The 14,269-nt window shown below is 38.7% G+C and carries 17 protein-coding genes; 13 read left to right on the forward strand and 4 right to left on the reverse strand.

What is annotated here, in order from left to right; translation table 11 throughout:
• Positions 1-120: 120 nt before the first annotated feature.
• The 5 genes from rnm to I6E78_RS03650 all read left to right on the forward strand — a co-directional run bounded on the left by rnm (position 121) and on the right by I6E78_RS03650 (position 3,875).
• Positions 121-975, forward strand: a complete 855-nt coding sequence (rnm, locus tag I6E78_RS03630) for an RNase RNM (RefSeq protein WP_058373235.1) — start codon at positions 121-123, stop codon at positions 973-975.
• Positions 972-1,592 (forward strand): L-threonylcarbamoyladenylate synthase, encoded by a 621-nt coding sequence (locus I6E78_RS03635; RefSeq protein WP_011327977.1) that lies wholly within the window; start codon positions 972-974, stop codon positions 1,590-1,592. The genes rnm and I6E78_RS03635 overlap by 4 nt, the downstream gene beginning before the upstream one ends.
• A 96-nt stretch (positions 1,593-1,688) precedes the next feature.
• Positions 1,689-2,441, forward strand: coding sequence for a segregation and condensation protein A (locus I6E78_RS03640; protein ID WP_231617945.1), 753 nt, complete (start codon positions 1,689-1,691; stop codon positions 2,439-2,441).
• A 233-nt stretch (positions 2,442-2,674) separates the two neighbouring features.
• Positions 2,675-3,229, forward strand: a complete 555-nt coding sequence (locus I6E78_RS03645) for a cytochrome b (protein WP_197181951.1) — start codon at positions 2,675-2,677, stop codon at positions 3,227-3,229.
• A gap of 67 nt (positions 3,230-3,296) precedes the next feature.
• Positions 3,297-3,875, forward strand: a complete 579-nt coding sequence (locus I6E78_RS03650; protein WP_197181952.1) for a YceI family protein — start codon at positions 3,297-3,299, stop codon at positions 3,873-3,875.
• A gap of 35 nt (positions 3,876-3,910) precedes the next feature.
• Here I6E78_RS03650 and I6E78_RS03655 read toward each other — a convergent pair whose 3' ends face one another.
• Positions 3,911-4,762 (reverse strand): transporter substrate-binding domain-containing protein, encoded by an 852-nt coding sequence (locus I6E78_RS03655; protein ID WP_197182081.1) that lies wholly within the window; start codon positions 4,760-4,762, stop codon positions 3,911-3,913.
• A gap of 137 nt (positions 4,763-4,899) precedes the next feature.
• Complete coding sequence (locus I6E78_RS03660; protein WP_007375427.1) at positions 4,900-5,067, reverse strand: hypothetical protein; 168 nt, start codon at positions 5,065-5,067, stop codon at positions 4,900-4,902.
• A gap of 344 nt (positions 5,068-5,411) precedes the next feature.
• Here I6E78_RS03660 and I6E78_RS03665 point away from each other — a divergent pair, with 344 nt between their 5' ends.
• Entirely contained in the window at positions 5,412-5,972 is a 561-nt protein-coding gene (locus I6E78_RS03665) for a hypothetical protein (RefSeq protein ID WP_197181953.1), read from the forward strand.
• A gap of 223 nt (positions 5,973-6,195) precedes the next feature.
• Positions 6,196-7,446: an NADP-dependent isocitrate dehydrogenase gene (gene icd, locus I6E78_RS03670; RefSeq protein WP_197181954.1), complete on the forward strand. Its 1,251-nt coding sequence runs from the start codon at positions 6,196-6,198 to the stop codon at positions 7,444-7,446.
• Between the two features lie 12 nt (positions 7,447-7,458).
• On the opposite strand, the gene I6E78_RS03675 is transcribed toward icd, so the two are convergent.
• Positions 7,459-7,905 carry a hypothetical protein gene (locus I6E78_RS03675; protein WP_058373237.1) on the reverse strand — a complete coding sequence of 149 codons (447 nt, stop codon included), beginning with the start codon at positions 7,903-7,905 and terminating at the stop codon, positions 7,459-7,461.
• A gap of 307 nt (positions 7,906-8,212) precedes the next feature.
• Between I6E78_RS03675 and I6E78_RS03680 the strand changes: the two genes are divergently transcribed.
• Positions 8,213-8,581, forward strand: a complete 369-nt coding sequence (locus I6E78_RS03680; RefSeq protein WP_197181955.1) for an MliC family protein — start codon at positions 8,213-8,215, stop codon at positions 8,579-8,581.
• A gap of 112 nt (positions 8,582-8,693) precedes the next feature.
• On the opposite strand, the gene I6E78_RS03685 is transcribed toward I6E78_RS03680, so the two are convergent.
• A complete protein-coding gene (locus tag I6E78_RS03685) occupies positions 8,694-9,641 on the reverse strand; it encodes a LysR family transcriptional regulator (RefSeq protein ID WP_058373239.1) in 948 nt (315 codons plus the stop codon).
• A 102-nt stretch (positions 9,642-9,743) separates the two neighbouring features.
• On the opposite strand from I6E78_RS03685, the gene aceK reads away from it, so the two are divergent.
• The 5 genes from aceK (at position 9,744) to I6E78_RS03710 (ending at position 14,226) form a co-directional block, all read left to right on the forward strand.
• Positions 9,744-11,522, forward strand: coding sequence for a bifunctional isocitrate dehydrogenase kinase/phosphatase (gene aceK, locus I6E78_RS03690; RefSeq protein WP_197181956.1), 1,779 nt, complete (start codon positions 9,744-9,746; stop codon positions 11,520-11,522).
• Between the two features lie 89 nt (positions 11,523-11,611).
• Complete coding sequence (locus I6E78_RS03695) at positions 11,612-12,574, forward strand: zinc-binding dehydrogenase (RefSeq protein ID WP_197181957.1); 963 nt, start codon at positions 11,612-11,614, stop codon at positions 12,572-12,574.
• A gap of 83 nt (positions 12,575-12,657) precedes the next feature.
• Complete coding sequence (locus I6E78_RS03700; RefSeq protein ID WP_058373242.1) at positions 12,658-12,909, forward strand: DUF2999 domain-containing protein; 252 nt, start codon at positions 12,658-12,660, stop codon at positions 12,907-12,909.
• 141 nt (positions 12,910-13,050) lie between these two features.
• On the forward strand, positions 13,051-13,701 hold the full coding sequence (lepB, locus tag I6E78_RS03705; protein WP_197181958.1) for a signal peptidase I: 651 nt from the start codon (positions 13,051-13,053) through the stop codon (positions 13,699-13,701).
• Between the two features lie 27 nt (positions 13,702-13,728).
• Positions 13,729-14,226, forward strand: a complete 498-nt coding sequence (locus I6E78_RS03710; RefSeq protein ID WP_231617938.1) for a nucleoside deaminase — start codon at positions 13,729-13,731, stop codon at positions 14,224-14,226.
• The last annotated feature ends 43 nt before the right edge of the window (positions 14,227-14,269 follow it).

Below are 14,269 nucleotides of genomic sequence, written 5' to 3' on the forward strand. Positions count from 1 at the left end.
GGCTACAGTAAAACGTATCATATGCTTTGATGTCAAGTGTTTATTTAAAAACAATTTAGTTAAAAAACTTGTTATACTAATTACCGATACTTTCCACACTTAATTTTAAGTAGTTTTCTTTTGATAAAATATGATTTACATAGCCATACAACACATTCCGATGGGCAGCTAAGCGTTGCAGAGCTGTTGCATCGTGCTGTTGATAAAAATATAGATGTGTTTGCTATTACAGATCACGACACTGTGGCGGCCATAAAGCCTGCTCAGCATATTATTGATACCGAAAACCTACCATTATCGCTGATCACCGGAGTTGAAATATCAACTCGCTGGGAAAGCTTTGAAATTCATATTGTGGGATTAAATATTGATACCGAAAATTCAGACCTAACGGCTTTATTGCTAGAGCAACAGCAAAAACGCGAAACTCGCGCATTAGAAATAGGTACACGCCTAGCTAAAAATGGCTTTGATGATATTTACGAGCAAGCAAAAGAGCTTGCAAAAGATGCGCAAATTACTCGCGCGCATTTTGCTCGCGCTTTAATAGCACGCGGTGTTGCAAAAAACTTTCCCGGGGTATTTAAAAAATATTTAGGGCGCGGCAAAACCGGTTATGTACCAAGTAGTTGGTGCGATATGCAAACGGCTATTAAGGCGATTCATGCCGCTGGTGGAGTGGCGGTTTTAGCTCACCCTAGTAGTTATCAAATGTCTAATAAGTGGCTACGTAAATTATTGGTTGAGTTTAAATATGTTGGCGGAGACGCAATGGAAGTTGCTCAGCCTCAGCAGGCACCAAGTGATCGCCAATTTTTAGGCGAGTTAAGCCGTGAGTATGATTTGTTGTGCTCGCAAGGGTCTGATTTTCATTTTCCGACAAGCTACTTAGAGCTTGGTAAAAATCTATACTTACCTAAGGATTGCCGCGGCGTTTGGCAAGCTTGGGAAAAGCAAGAAGGAGCAGCAACATGAGTCAACTATTTCATATTCATCCAGAGAATCCACAATCAAGATTAATTCAACAAGCTGCCGATATAATTAAGCAAGGCGGCGTTGTTGTTTACCCTACAGATTCGGGGTACGCCATAGGGTGTAATATTGGTAATAAACAAGCAAAAGAGCGTATTGAGCGTATTCGTGGCATAGAAAAGCACCATAATTTTACTTTAGTGTGTCGCGACTTATCTGAGCTTTCTACTTATGCACGCGTAGATAATCAAACCTTTAGATTAATAAAAAACAATACGCCAGGGCCTTATACTTTTATTTTTAAAGGCACTAAAGAAGTACCAAAACGTTTATTAAACGACAAGAAAAAAACCATAGGTATACGCGTTATAGCGCATCCTATTGCGTGTGCATTGCTAGAAGAACTTGGCGAGCCACTCATGTCGTGTTCACTTATTTTACCAGGTGAAGAATACACAGAGTCAGATCCAGATGAAATTATTGAGCGATTAGATAAACACGTAGATTTAATTATCCATGGTGGTTATTTAGCAGAGCAAGCAACCACAGTGGTTGATTTATCTGAAGATGAAGTGCAAATTTTGCGTGTTGGCTGTGGTGATACCAGTCCGTTTGAGTAAAAAGTAGTGAACGAAGAAAACACCAAACCAATAAGCACCCCCATTGAAAAGCCAGTGCAGCAAAAGCTGCCACTGGCTTTTTTACATGGTAAAGCCATGGTCGATAAACCTTCAGATTTATATATTCCGCCAGACGCGCTGGAAATTATTTTAGAAACGTTTGAAGGCCCGCTCGACTTACTGCTGTATTTAATAAAAAAACACAAGCTTGATGTACTCGAACTGTCTATTTTTAGTATTACAGAGCAATACATGAGTTATGTTGAAATGATGACTGAGTTTCAACTCGAACTTGCGGGCGAGTATTTAGTCATGGCCGCCTTATTGGCGCAAATAAAATCTCGTTTACTGTTGCCCGTACACAAAGAGCTAGAAGAAGAGGAAGATCCTCGCGCAGAGCTTATTAAACGTTTGCAAGAGTACGAGCAATTTAAAAAAGCCGCCGAAAACTTAGATGAAATTCCGCGAGTAGGTCGTGATATTTTTGTAGCTCATGCTGCTATGCCAGTAGCTGAAAATACTACTGAGCAGCTTCCTGAAGTGCAGCTTAAAGATTTACTTTTTGCCCTGAGCGATATAATGGCACGCGCTAAAACTCTAGAGCATCATTTAATTAGCGCCGAAGTACTTTCTACCCGTGAACGTATGAGCCAAATATTGCAGCAGTTATCACACACTCAATCGGCTTTACCATTTAGTGCGCTTTTTACGGTTAATGAAGGGCGAAGCGGTGCTGTGGTGAGTTTTATTGCAATACTTGAGCTGGTAAAAGAAGGGTTAATTACCTGCCTACAAGTCACATCTGATAGCCTTATTTATGTGAGCCTCAGTAAAAATACTACTCAATAGTTATTAATAAGCACTCAAAAATAGTCTCTTTTAATAACGATTACAATTACCAGTAGTTATTAAAAACCTCCGCTTGCAAGTCCCATAATTCTCTATTTATTACCTGCTAGTTAATAAAATTGGCTGCATAAATATACTTCTGTGCGTATATGCACGTAAAGTGTTTGTAAATGTTATTTTCATTTATGCTCTTGCGCGATATTGTAGGCGTAATAATACAAAGGAATAAAGACATGTTTAAAAATTCGCCTGCATCTTATGGGCTCATTGCGATTATTTTACATTGGCTAATGGCATTAACTATCTTTGGTTTATTTGGCCTTGGCTTGTACATGGTAGAACTTACCTACTACGATAGTTGGTATAAAGGCTCATTAGACTTGCATAAAAGCATAGGTTTAACCTTAGCTGCGGTGTTTTTGTTTAGAATTTTATGGCGCACTTTTTCGATTCAACCTAAGCCACTGGGTACTAACAAAGCGATGAACCAAATAGCGCATACTGCCCATATTATTATGTACGTTATTTTGGCGGTTATTGTTGTAGCAGGCTATTTAATTTCTACCGCAGATGGGCGAGCTATCGAAGTATTTACGTTATTCAATGTGCCAGCAATAAACTTTACATTTGACGGACAAGCCGATATTGCTGGGGAAGTGCATTATTACGCAGCCTGCACTTTAATTGGTTTTGCCGTATTGCATGCATTGGGTGCTTTAAAACACCATTTTATAGATAAAGATAAAACCTTAATTCGAATGATTAAACCAATTAACACTAAAAAGTAAATAGCCAATTTGAACTCAGGTTAGCTATTTATGTTAACGGGTATTTACCAATAAAAGGATGATTACAATGAAAAAATTACTATTAAGTACCGCGGTATCTGGCGCTATGCTGCTATCGGCAAGTACTGTAAACGCTGCTGACTATGTGATTGATACACAAGGTGCACACGCGTTTGTAAACTTTAAAATAAAGCATTTAGGCTATAGTTGGTTACACGGTCGCTTTAATACCTTTGACGGTACATTTAGTTACGATGCAAAAACGCCAAACGCATCACAGATCACGGTAAACATTGATACCACGAGTTTAGATTCTAACCACGCAGAGCGCGATAAGCACCTACGAGGTAAAGATTTTTTAAATGTTAGTAAATACCCAACGGCAACGTTTAAAAGCACTAGCATAAAGTTTGATGACGACGACTCTGGTGAAGTAACGGGTGAGTTTACTTTGCATGGCGTTACTAAAACCATTACCTTTGAAATAGATAAAGTAGGCGAAGGTAAAGATCCATGGGGTGGTCATCGTGTCGGTTTTGAAGGCGAAACTAGCCTTAAGTTAGCCGATTATGGCATTGACTACAATTTAGGCCCTGCATCAACTCATGTTGATATTGGTTTATCTATTGAAGGTATTCGTCAGTAATATCTAAAGTAAACACTGTCGATAAAAACGTCACATTATGTGGCGTTTTTTGTTTCTGCCATGCGTGTTTTAAGCTTTATTTTTAAATGCTGAGGTAACCAGCGCATTAATATTTGCGTATAAGCTTGGGTTTGTTTAATTATTTTTAGTTGTTCATTTAACAAAGCAATGTGTTTGGCACCTTGCTGGTTTTTAGTGCAACCTATATAGCCATAACTTAATTCAGGCGACTCTAGAAGCGGTCGCTGTGTTAGGTTTTTATCAAAATTCATAGATTTAGCTAAATAGTAGTGCTCGCTTGGATAACCTAATAACAAATCAATGCGTTTTAAATTAAGCATATAAGTAAGGCTTGCTAAGCTATCTCGGGTGGGTCTAATAATTAAGTTTATATCGGGTGTGGTATTAATAAGTGTGTCTATTTCGTTGCCGTAAGAGCGACTCATAGAAATACCTAAAGTTAACTTATCAGCCGTAATTAAAGAGGCTAACGACACCGCTTTACCAGCAGGTAGTTTAAGTGCTTTACTGAGCTTAATATGCATAGCGACTGATGGAGAAAGGCCTGTGGTGGAGCTTTCATTAGTAAAGTAAATGCGCTCTTCTCTAAAGCTATTTTTATACAGTGACAAAGCACACGTATTGGCTGAGGTATTGGAGAGTTCTTGAATAACTCTGCCCGAAGGAATGAGTATTCTATTAAAAGTAATATGGGGAAGTTGCTTTTCGAGTAAAGAAATAATGCTTTCGTCGCGACCTTGGCGTTTGTTTTCCCCATTTAAAATGTAGTAGGGGGCAAAGTCATGCGTTAACCAGTTAATGGTATTAGCATTGCTTGGCGAGCTGAATAAGCTAAGTATAAAAACGACTAAAAATGCGCGGAGCATTACAAACATTACCCACTATTATTTTATTAACCTTAAGTGTAGCTAATAAAGTGATAAAAAGTAAAATGCCAGCAACAAGGCTGGCATTTAATTTTGATTATTGCGCTAATAAGTAGGCAAATTATAATCTGTGTAGGTTAACTAGCTTTTAGCCATTTAACAAATTGACGCGCATCGCTTGCTTTTTGAAACAATGCATTTTTTAAACCTTGTGTATCACTAAAAATTACACGATGTTTGTTTACTGAAATTGACTGCACTGGATGTGCAATTTGGATCATAGACCCATTATATTTATAAGACATAATAAAACTCACTTTATTCTTGTTATTTATTCTGCGCTATTTTTTATAGCTATATGCAGTTAATAAATTAACGATGTTGTGTTTAGCTTCATTACAGTGTTGACGATCTTTATGACACTTTTGCGATGATAATAAAATCATCTCGGTATTATTTAAGGGGTTCTCGCCGTACAATAACTTAGCTTTTGAATATACGTTTTGCGGGGCTTACTGGATCAGGGTAAATGGTTAACCGCGGTGGTTTATTTAAACCAGAGAGGGAAGGTAACCCAGTTGCATTTCATATGCAAGCCTTTTGTTTTATTATTTATGACAGCCACTATCAATAACTTAAAAGGGAAATCATGCAATACCTAGTTATCAGCGATATTTACGGTAAAACACCTTGTTTACAACAATTAGCTAAGCACTTTAATGCCGAAAACCAAATAGTTGATCCCTATAATGGAGTTAATCAAGCCCTTGAAAATGAAGATGAATACTATAAGTTATTTATTAAACACTGTGGCCATGATGAATATGCAGCCAAGCTTGAAGAATATTTTAATAAATTAAGCAAACCCACTATTTGTATTGCATTTAGTGCCGGCGCTAGCGCTGCATGGCGGGCACAAGCGCGCACTACAACGGCGCACCTTAAAAAAGTAATTGCTTTTTACCCTACGCAAATACGTAATTATTTAAATATAGATGCCATTTCTCCATGTGAATTTATTTTTCCTGGGATTGAACCGCACTTTAATGTAGATGAATTAATAACTAATTTATCGACCAAAAATAATGTGCGCTGTTTAAAAACACTTTATTTGCATGGTTTTATGAATCAGCAGTCACAAAATTTTAGTAAATATGGTTACCAATATTTTTATAAAGTTATAAAAACAGCGAATAGCGAAGCGTATTAAAATGCTTGGCTGCAAATAATAAGTGCCTGCAAAAACACTAAGATTACTTTTCCAGTTTTAATTATTATAAGCTGCGCCAATTCAAAAACTCATTTATTAACAGCTATAAAATGGTAAGTTCTGACTATTCATTACTGTAATAGTCGCTATAAAAAGCAACTGCAGACACGCTTAATTTAACATGCTTTAATCGAGGGTAATGTACTTTTGATGGATGTTAGCTTTGCAGTATCAACATATTAATGTGCCCGAGCAGGGGCAAAGCATAAAAATAGCAAAAAATGGCCAATGGCAAATTCCGTTGCAACCTATTATTGCTTACATTGATGGTGATGGCGTAGGCCAAGATGTGATGCCGGTAATGCGAAAAGTGGTTGATAGCGCGATAGCGCATTGTTATCAAGCAAAGCGAAAAATTCATTGGATGCAAGTGTACAATGGTGAGCAAGCAGCCAAACTATATGATGGTGATTGGTTTCCACAAGAAACCATAAATGCAGTGAGAGAATGTAAAATAGCAATTAAGGGGCCATTAACGACTCCTTTGGGTGGCGGTTTTCGCTCGCTTAACGTAGCACTTAGACAAGAAATGGATTTATTTGTCAATATGCGCACTATAAAGGGCTTTAGTGCATTGCCATCGCCGTTAAAAAACCCTTATTTAACTAATATCACCGTGTTGCGCGATAGCAGTGAGGATGTTTACTCGGGTATAGAGTGGCAAGCAGGCAGTGTTGAAAGCGAAAAAGTACTCGATTTTTTATGCGAAGAAATGGGGGTTACGCGTTTAAGGTTTACCCAAGAGTGCGGAATTGGGATTAAAAATATTTCTAAAGAAGGCTCAGAGCGCCTAGTACGTTACGCAATTAATTATGCGCTAAAAAATAACAGCAAATCGCTGACTTTAGTACACAAAGGCAATGTGCTTAAATTTACCGATGGTGCATTTAAGCGCTGGGGCTTTGCACTCGCTAAGCGTGAATACCAAGCCATTGACGATGAAAACGGCCGTTGGTTACAGATTCCACGACAAGGGCAGCCGCCACTTATAATTAAAGAAGTTATAGCCGATAACATGTTACAGCAGTGTTTAATGCACCCAGAGCAATTTGATGTAGTTGCAACGACTAATCAAAATGGTGACTTTTTAGCCGATATGCTTAGTGCACAAGTAGGTGGGGTAGGCATAATGCCGGCGGCTAATTTAAATAATGAGGTAGCATTCTTTGAGCCCACTCACGGTACATTTGCGCGTATTGCTGGGCAAAATAAAGCGAATCCGAGCAGCAGTATTTTAAGTGCGGTATTAATGCTTAAGTTTATGCAGTGGCATGAGGCGGCTAACTTAATAGAAAATGCCTTAGAGCGCACGTTGGCGGCGGGAGAGGTTACGTTTGATTTGCTATCTGAGCCTCATAACTCGATGCCCTTAAGTTGTACAGACTTTGCACTTAGGGTCATCGAGCATTTTTAAACAACACCATTATTAGGCTGCAGATACGTTAACAAGGTTTACGCGATGCGTACACGCACGATTAGTTAACTGCGCAGCACGATGATAAATAGCATGTGCATCTTGGTCGGTATTAAATGTGCCGCTAAGCGTATCCATTAACGCAACTACAATAATGGCTGGCACTTGGCAGCAATGCTCATCAAGAACGGCTTCTGTTGTTTGCGAGTCTACATTGCAATATGGGTGGTTATTATGCTGATAAGCATTAAGCAGTGTTTGCACGTCTAAAACATCATCCGCATTATGTTTAGTTTTTCGACAAGTACAGCCAAATTCATCTACTAAAGTGGCAAGTACCTGGTAAATATCATCGCTTGGCATCGCCGCTTGTGGTGATAACTGCTGCTCAATAAATTGATGAAAATGGCTATTAATAAACAATCCGTCTTGTTGGGTGAAGCTTGATGTAGTTTGCATAATTATTACTCTTAGTTAGTTGGCTTAACTTCACTCTAGCGCTAACTCTAGTATTAATAAAATTGTTGTTTTCAATAACTGATATTGATTATATCAATACTGTTAAATTGCTACAAATTTTAGTGTGTTTAGCAAGGCTACATTAAGCCTAATTAGCTTACAGTAGCCATAGTTGTTAATTTTACAAACTAGATACACAGGCTTAACCACATTGGTATAAGTATCTATTATTAGTAAGTTAACAGGTAACAATAACCTTGTAACTCAGGCAATGGTTTAATCACTAACTAACAATAAAGAGACTGCTATGAAAATTTTTGCTCCTGCTATTATTATCACCACATTAATGCTTTCGGCTTGTGGTAATGAGCTACAAGACAACAGCAATACCGACGTGAAAAACACTGCACAAACAGCAGTAATAGTGCATAACTATCAGTGTGAAAGTGGTAATACAATAGCGGTAACTTACTCCTCTACAGACACTGCAACAGTTGACTATTTAGGTACAGAATACGAGATGAAGATTGCTGTGTCGGCCAGTGGCGCACGCTATATGAATGACAAGTATGAGTTTTGGACCAAAGCATCAGGTAATGGCTCTGAAGGCACGCTGTTTAGCCATATGCAAGATGGTAGCACGGGTGATGCAATTGAAACGTGTACAGCGCTATAAGCCTTATTAATATGCATTAAAGCCTAAACTGAGGCGAATTAAACGAGTAATTTGCTACACTTACAGTGCAAGTTACTCGTTGTAAATTTTATATACCTTTGCACTAGTATTACTACCTGTCGGCAATTGTTTTTGCAAATTCCAGTAATTCTCTGCGTAACCACTGATGCGCTGATGCATGATGCAACAAAGGGCTCCAGATCATTTTTACCTCAATAGGTACAATTTGAAAAGGCACAGGGCTGATGACCAAGTTAGTATGTGTAGTTAACAGCTTAGCTTGGCGACGTGGTAGTGTAGCAATCAACTTATCTGACTGGCACAGTAAACTGGCAATCATGTAATGGCGTGTAAAAACGCGTATTTTTCGAGTTTGTTCTAATTGCCACAGTGCTTCGTCTACCCAGCCTAACTTTTGCTTACCAGATTTATTAGTAACTGCGGGCTCTGGCCCCCAACCTGCACGGTTTACCCAAATATGTTCGCTTTTTAAGTAATCTTCTAGGCTCGATTGCTGTAAAAATTGATTGTTGGGATGTGTTAAACAGCAATAATTATCGCGCCAAACCGTAGCCTGGTGAAACGAACGTGGTAGACCATTAAAGCGGTTAATTGCTAAATCTATGGTGCCTTTTTCCATATCTTGCAGATTTACATCACTTGGGCTGAGTATATCAAAATTTATTCCCGGGTTTTTACCCAGCTGTTCGGTTATAAAAGGGGCTATTAACGTCGACTCTAAATAATCGTTTGCCATAATTCTAAACGTTACTTTGGCACTTGTCGGATCAAATAGCTCAGTGGGCTGAGTAATTTCTTCAGCCATTTTAAGCAATAACTCTATTTCGGGCTTTAGTACCAGCGCTTTTGCTGTGGGCGCCATAGAGCCTGAAGCCCGCACTAAAAGCGGGTCGTCAAATAAGTCGCGCAGCCGCTTTAACGCATTACTCATAGCAGGTTGGGTGAGTGCGAGTTTATTAGCCGCTTTAGAAACACTTTTTTCGTCTATTAGTACGTTTAGGTACACAAGCAAGTTGAGATCGACATTTCTTATATTCATTTAATCAATCTTATTTATTTACTGTATTAATTATCTAAATTAAAGCCTGCTTGCTAAGGTGTAAACAACTAAAAAATAATAGCCGTAATAAGTCTAGTAAATATGCCAGATATAATAACGAATAAACTGCAAAATAGTACAGTGCAAGATGTGATTGCGACTAAGTTAGCGCGCGCCGTATTTGCTGGGTTTGAAGCTATGTTTGCCACCTTTTTAAATATAACCTTGGGTGCACAAAGCCGCTTTGAACAGCGACAATATCACGAGGTACAAAGTGCTATGCGCGAGCGTTTACAAGTGTATGAGCGCCAAGTTAAAAGTGTAAGTGAAGCGGTAAAGGTTATTGCCTACGCGGAGTTAAGCTGTCCACAGACCTGGCAATTAGCTAAAAATATTTATGGCGATATGGTAAAAAACCATGAAAACGAGCCAATAGCGCATACTTTTTTTAATTCTACCTTTGGTGCCATTTGGGACGATAAAAAAATACGTACTGTGCATTTATTTGTATTAAAAGCTAAATATCGTACCCAACCACGACCATACGACAGCTTAGTTAAACGTATTTCATTACAGCATGGCTTTAATAGCGCAATAAAAACGCTGATCACTAATCAGGTATTTAGAGTGCCATTTAGTAACTTAAACCAAGATGTTGCCACCTTACAAGCTACTTTAACGCAAGGTGCTAAGCAGCAATGCCGACAAGTCTATGAGTTAATAAACTTAAACGACGGCTATATAGAATACGCATATTCACATTTTTATAGAAACAAAGCCTGTTACTTAATAGGCCGATGCATTGCTAAAAATGGCGATAATATGCCCTTTGCTATTGCCATTTTAAATACCCCTAACGGGCTTAAAATTGATGCGGTAATGATGGGCGCCGATCAGCTAAGTTTACTATTTGGTTTTGCGCGTACGTATTTTATGGTCGATACCGACCAGCCAGCGCGTTATGTAGATTACTTAAGTGTACTTATGCTGCATAAACAGCGCTTTGAGCTATTTAATGCGATTGGCTTTATAAAACATGCCAAAACAGAGTTTTATCGTTATAAAGTAGATACCACTAAAAATAGCTCCGCGAGTTTTAAATATGTAGCTGCGCCAGGTACGCCGGGCATGGTAATGCTAGTGTTTACTATTGCTGGCTCCGACCATGTTTATAAAGTAATTAAAGATAAATTTAGCGCGCCAAAAACCGCCACTAAAGCGCAAGTAAAAGAAAAATACAACTTTGTAAAACAAGCCGATAGAGTAGGGCGACTGGTGGATACGCATGAGTTTAGGTATTTAGCATTTGATTTAAGCCGCTTTAGCGAGCAGTTACTGCAACAAATGAAAGAGAACATTGGGTCTAGTTTAATTATTTCGGGCAAGGCGCTTATTTTAAAACATGTTTATGTTGAGCGAAAAATGACGCCGCTTAATTTATACATAAATGATTGCGACAGCAAAGCACTTGCACAAGTGATGCTAGATTACGGCAGAGCAATTAAAGACTTAGCAGGTGCTAATATTTTCCCTGGCGATATGCTAATGAAAAACTTTGGTGTTACGCGCTGGGGGCGGGTGGTGTTTTATGATTATGACGAAATTTGCCCACTTACCGATTGCAACTTTAGAGAAGTGCCGCAAACGCAAAATGCGCTAGAAGAGCTAAGCTCAGACTCGTATTTTGACATAGAGCCAAATGATATTTTTCCGAGTCAATTTAAAGTGTTTTTTAGTGCTAATGAATTGGCATTTAATGCTTTTAATAGTCATCACAGTGATTTATTTAACGCCCAGTTTTGGCAAACGTGCCAACAACAGGTACAACAAGGCTATTTACCCGACGTGTATCCATATAAACAAAGTTGGCGCTTTAAATAAGGTGTGTTGATCCCCATATATAAATTACATTAATTTAGTTATGTAACGTTTAGTATTAGCGTTTAGTTATATAAAGCTTAGGAGTGGCAATGAAATACATTTCTCATGAAGATGGCGTACTTGCATTTAATGAAACCAATAAACCGGTTTTAAAGAGCCATGAAGTACTGGTAAAAGTAGCCGCTATTGGTGTAAATCGCGCCGATTGTATGCAACGCCAAGGTAAGTATCCGGCGCCAAAAGACGACAGTCAAATATTAGGATTAGAGTGCGCAGGCACCGTTTGCGATATTGGTGGTAAAGTTGACAAAATTTGGCTAAATAAACGCGTTTTTGCTTTATGTGCTGGTGGTGCTTACAGTGAATATGTTGCGGTTGATGCCAAACAGCTAATGGAATTACCTGATGATGTATCTATGACTGAGGGCGCTGCAATAAGTGAAGTATATTTAACAGCATTTGGTGCTTTGTTTGAATTAGGTAAATTACAAGCTGGGCAAACGGCGTTAATTCATGCAGGTGCAAGTGGTGTGGGTGGTGCTGCAATCCAAATGGCTAAAAGTGCAGGAGCAACCGTGGTTATAACCGCAGGTTCAGATGAAAAATGTGCACATGCCAAAGCACTGGGTGCCGATCATGCAATAAACTATAAAACCACTGATTTTGTAGAATATATGAAGGCTAATAACCTAACGGCTAACACAATTGTAGATCCTGTTTCGGGTAGTTATTTAAACAAAAATGCGGCTGTTGCGGCTATGGATTGCCAAATTGTAATGCTGGCATTTTTAGATGGTCGCTTTGCTGAAGTTGATTTTGCCCGTTTACTGCAAAAACGTATCTCGTTTCATGCATCAACACTTAGAAACCGTAGTATAGAGTTTAAACGCGTATTAAGAGATGATTTTGTAGCGCGTTTTTATAGCGATATTGCAAGTAAAAGCTACGATTTTAATTTATATAAAGTGCTACCTTGGAGCCAAGCAAGTGAGGCTCATGCTATTTTAGAGCGTAATGAAAACGCCGGTAAAGTAGTGCTAAGTGTAGAATAAGCAAGTACGTGTAATGTATAGGCATTGTTTATGTCTTTGGTAGTCAATATAATTTAGTTATAACACACAGAATAAGGTTAATAATGAATCCAATTATCGCCACTTTAAAAGAGCATAATGTTAGCGACGAGCAAATAGCCGAGCTATTTGAAGCATTAACGCAAAACCCAATGATGGCAATGGCCATGGTGCAACAACTTGGTATACCACCCGAAAAACTACAGCAACTAATGGCAGTAGTGATGACTCAGCCGCATTTAATTAAAGAAGCGACAGACGAGTTAGGTTTAGACTTTTCGAAAGTACAAGCCGCAAAAGATAAATTAAATCAGTAACCTCTCTGCACTTTTAACCAAGGTATAACCTTATACCTTGGTACTTTAGCTCACCTTAAACATGTTTTGTTACATTAGCAATTGAACTGCAATTGATTTTTAGCGTCTTAGTTTTAGTCGATAAAATAGTGGTAATATTGTATGAAAACACTGATTAAGTTTTGGAAAAGTAATCGTTCATTAATCATATTTATTGCGTTAATGAGCGTATTTAGAAGTGCAGTTGCCGATTGGTACGAAGTACCTACAGGCTCTATGCGGCCCACCATTGAAGTAGGCGACAGAGTTTTAACAAATAAAATGGCTTACGACTTACGCTTACCTTTTACTCATATACCACTAATGAAGTTAGGCGACCCTCAAGCAGGCGACATCATAGTATTTGATTCAAAAAAGGCTGATAACCGCTTAATAAAGCGGGTAATAGGCGTACCTGGCGATACTGTGTCGCTTGAGCATAATGAGCTTATTATTAATGGTAAAAAACTTAACTATGCTAGTTTGCACAGTAATTTGGGCTCACTTGATAAAATTGAAAATTTAAACGGTCATAAACACTCAATAAGAGTAGCCAATAGAGGGTCGCGATTAGCTGGGTTTGATAAAATCACAATCCCGAATAATTACTATTTAGCCATGGGGGATAACCGCGATAAGAGTGCCGACTCTCGTGTAATTGGCTTGATCCCGCGTAGCGAAATGCTAGGTAAAGCAGAGCGAGTAATAGTATCGCTTGATTACGATAACTACTATTTACCGCGAACAGAAAGATTATTAAAAGTGCTCGAATAAGCTTGTTTAATATTTAAGGAATTATAAATGGAAGATGTATTAGTTTTGCATGAATCAGATCTGCAACACTTAAATCGCAGCGTTGAGCTGGCATTAGAAGCACTTGAAGCTGGGGATGAGCCATTTGGCTCTGTATTGGTAGATGCTGATGGAGTTGTGCGTTTTGAGGATCGTAATCGGGTTGCTGGAGGCGATCACACGCGTCACCCTGAGTTTGAAATTGCCCGTTGGGCGGCAAATAACATGAGCGTAGAGCAAAGAGCTGCTGCAACTGTTTATACCTCCGGCGAGCATTGCCCTATGTGCGCTGCCGCTCATGGTTGGGTAGGCTTAGGGCGAATTGTTTATGTGAGTTCTGCAGCGCAATTAGCCACTTGGTTAGCCGATTTAGGTATGCCAGCTTCTCCCGTTAAAGCATTGTCTATTTTAGATGTGGTGCCTAATTTAGTAACGCAAGGACCCGTAAGTGGACTTGATGAGCAAGTACATGACCTACATCGTCGTTTTCGTACAAAAAACAGTTAAAATATAAAGTGACTCAACTAAACTAAATTAATAACAGCGACGT

This window comes from Pseudoalteromonas sp. NZS127, from assembly GCF_015864805.1.
Classification (GTDB): domain Bacteria; phylum Pseudomonadota; class Gammaproteobacteria; order Enterobacterales; family Alteromonadaceae; genus Pseudoalteromonas; species Pseudoalteromonas nigrifaciens.

Excerpts from the sequence above, each read along its gene's own strand:
- I6E78_RS03635 (WP_011327977.1), top strand. The coding sequence starts at position 972 with ATGAGTCAACTATTTCATATTCATCCAGAGAATCCACAATCAAGATTA.
- I6E78_RS03640 (WP_231617945.1), top strand. The coding sequence starts at position 1,689 with ATGGTCGATAAACCTTCAGATTTATATATTCCGCCAGACGCGCTGGAA.
- I6E78_RS03645 (WP_197181951.1), top strand. The coding sequence starts at position 2,675 with ATGTTTAAAAATTCGCCTGCATCTTATGGGCTCATTGCGATTATTTTA.
- I6E78_RS03650 (WP_197181952.1), top strand. The coding sequence starts at position 3,297 with ATGAAAAAATTACTATTAAGTACCGCGGTATCTGGCGCTATGCTGCTA.
- I6E78_RS03655 (WP_197182081.1), bottom strand. The coding sequence starts at position 4,762 with ATGCTCCGCGCATTTTTAGTCGTTTTTATACTTAGCTTATTCAGCTCG.
- I6E78_RS03660 (WP_007375427.1), bottom strand. The coding sequence starts at position 5,067 with ATGTCTTATAAATATAATGGGTCTATGATCCAAATTGCACATCCAGTG.
- I6E78_RS03665 (WP_197181953.1), top strand. The coding sequence starts at position 5,412 with ATGCAATACCTAGTTATCAGCGATATTTACGGTAAAACACCTTGTTTA.
- I6E78_RS03675 (WP_058373237.1), bottom strand. The coding sequence starts at position 7,905 with ATGCAAACTACATCAAGCTTCACCCAACAAGACGGATTGTTTATTAAT.
- I6E78_RS03680 (WP_197181955.1), top strand. The coding sequence starts at position 8,213 with ATGAAAATTTTTGCTCCTGCTATTATTATCACCACATTAATGCTTTCG.
- I6E78_RS03685 (WP_058373239.1), bottom strand. The coding sequence starts at position 9,641 with ATGAATATAAGAAATGTCGATCTCAACTTGCTTGTGTACCTAAACGTA.
- aceK (WP_197181956.1), top strand. The coding sequence starts at position 9,744 with ATGCCAGATATAATAACGAATAAACTGCAAAATAGTACAGTGCAAGAT.
- I6E78_RS03695 (WP_197181957.1), top strand. The coding sequence starts at position 11,612 with ATGAAATACATTTCTCATGAAGATGGCGTACTTGCATTTAATGAAACC.
- I6E78_RS03700 (WP_058373242.1), top strand. The coding sequence starts at position 12,658 with ATGAATCCAATTATCGCCACTTTAAAAGAGCATAATGTTAGCGACGAG.
- lepB (WP_197181958.1), top strand. The coding sequence starts at position 13,051 with ATGAAAACACTGATTAAGTTTTGGAAAAGTAATCGTTCATTAATCATA.
- I6E78_RS03710 (WP_231617938.1), top strand. The coding sequence starts at position 13,729 with ATGGAAGATGTATTAGTTTTGCATGAATCAGATCTGCAACACTTAAAT.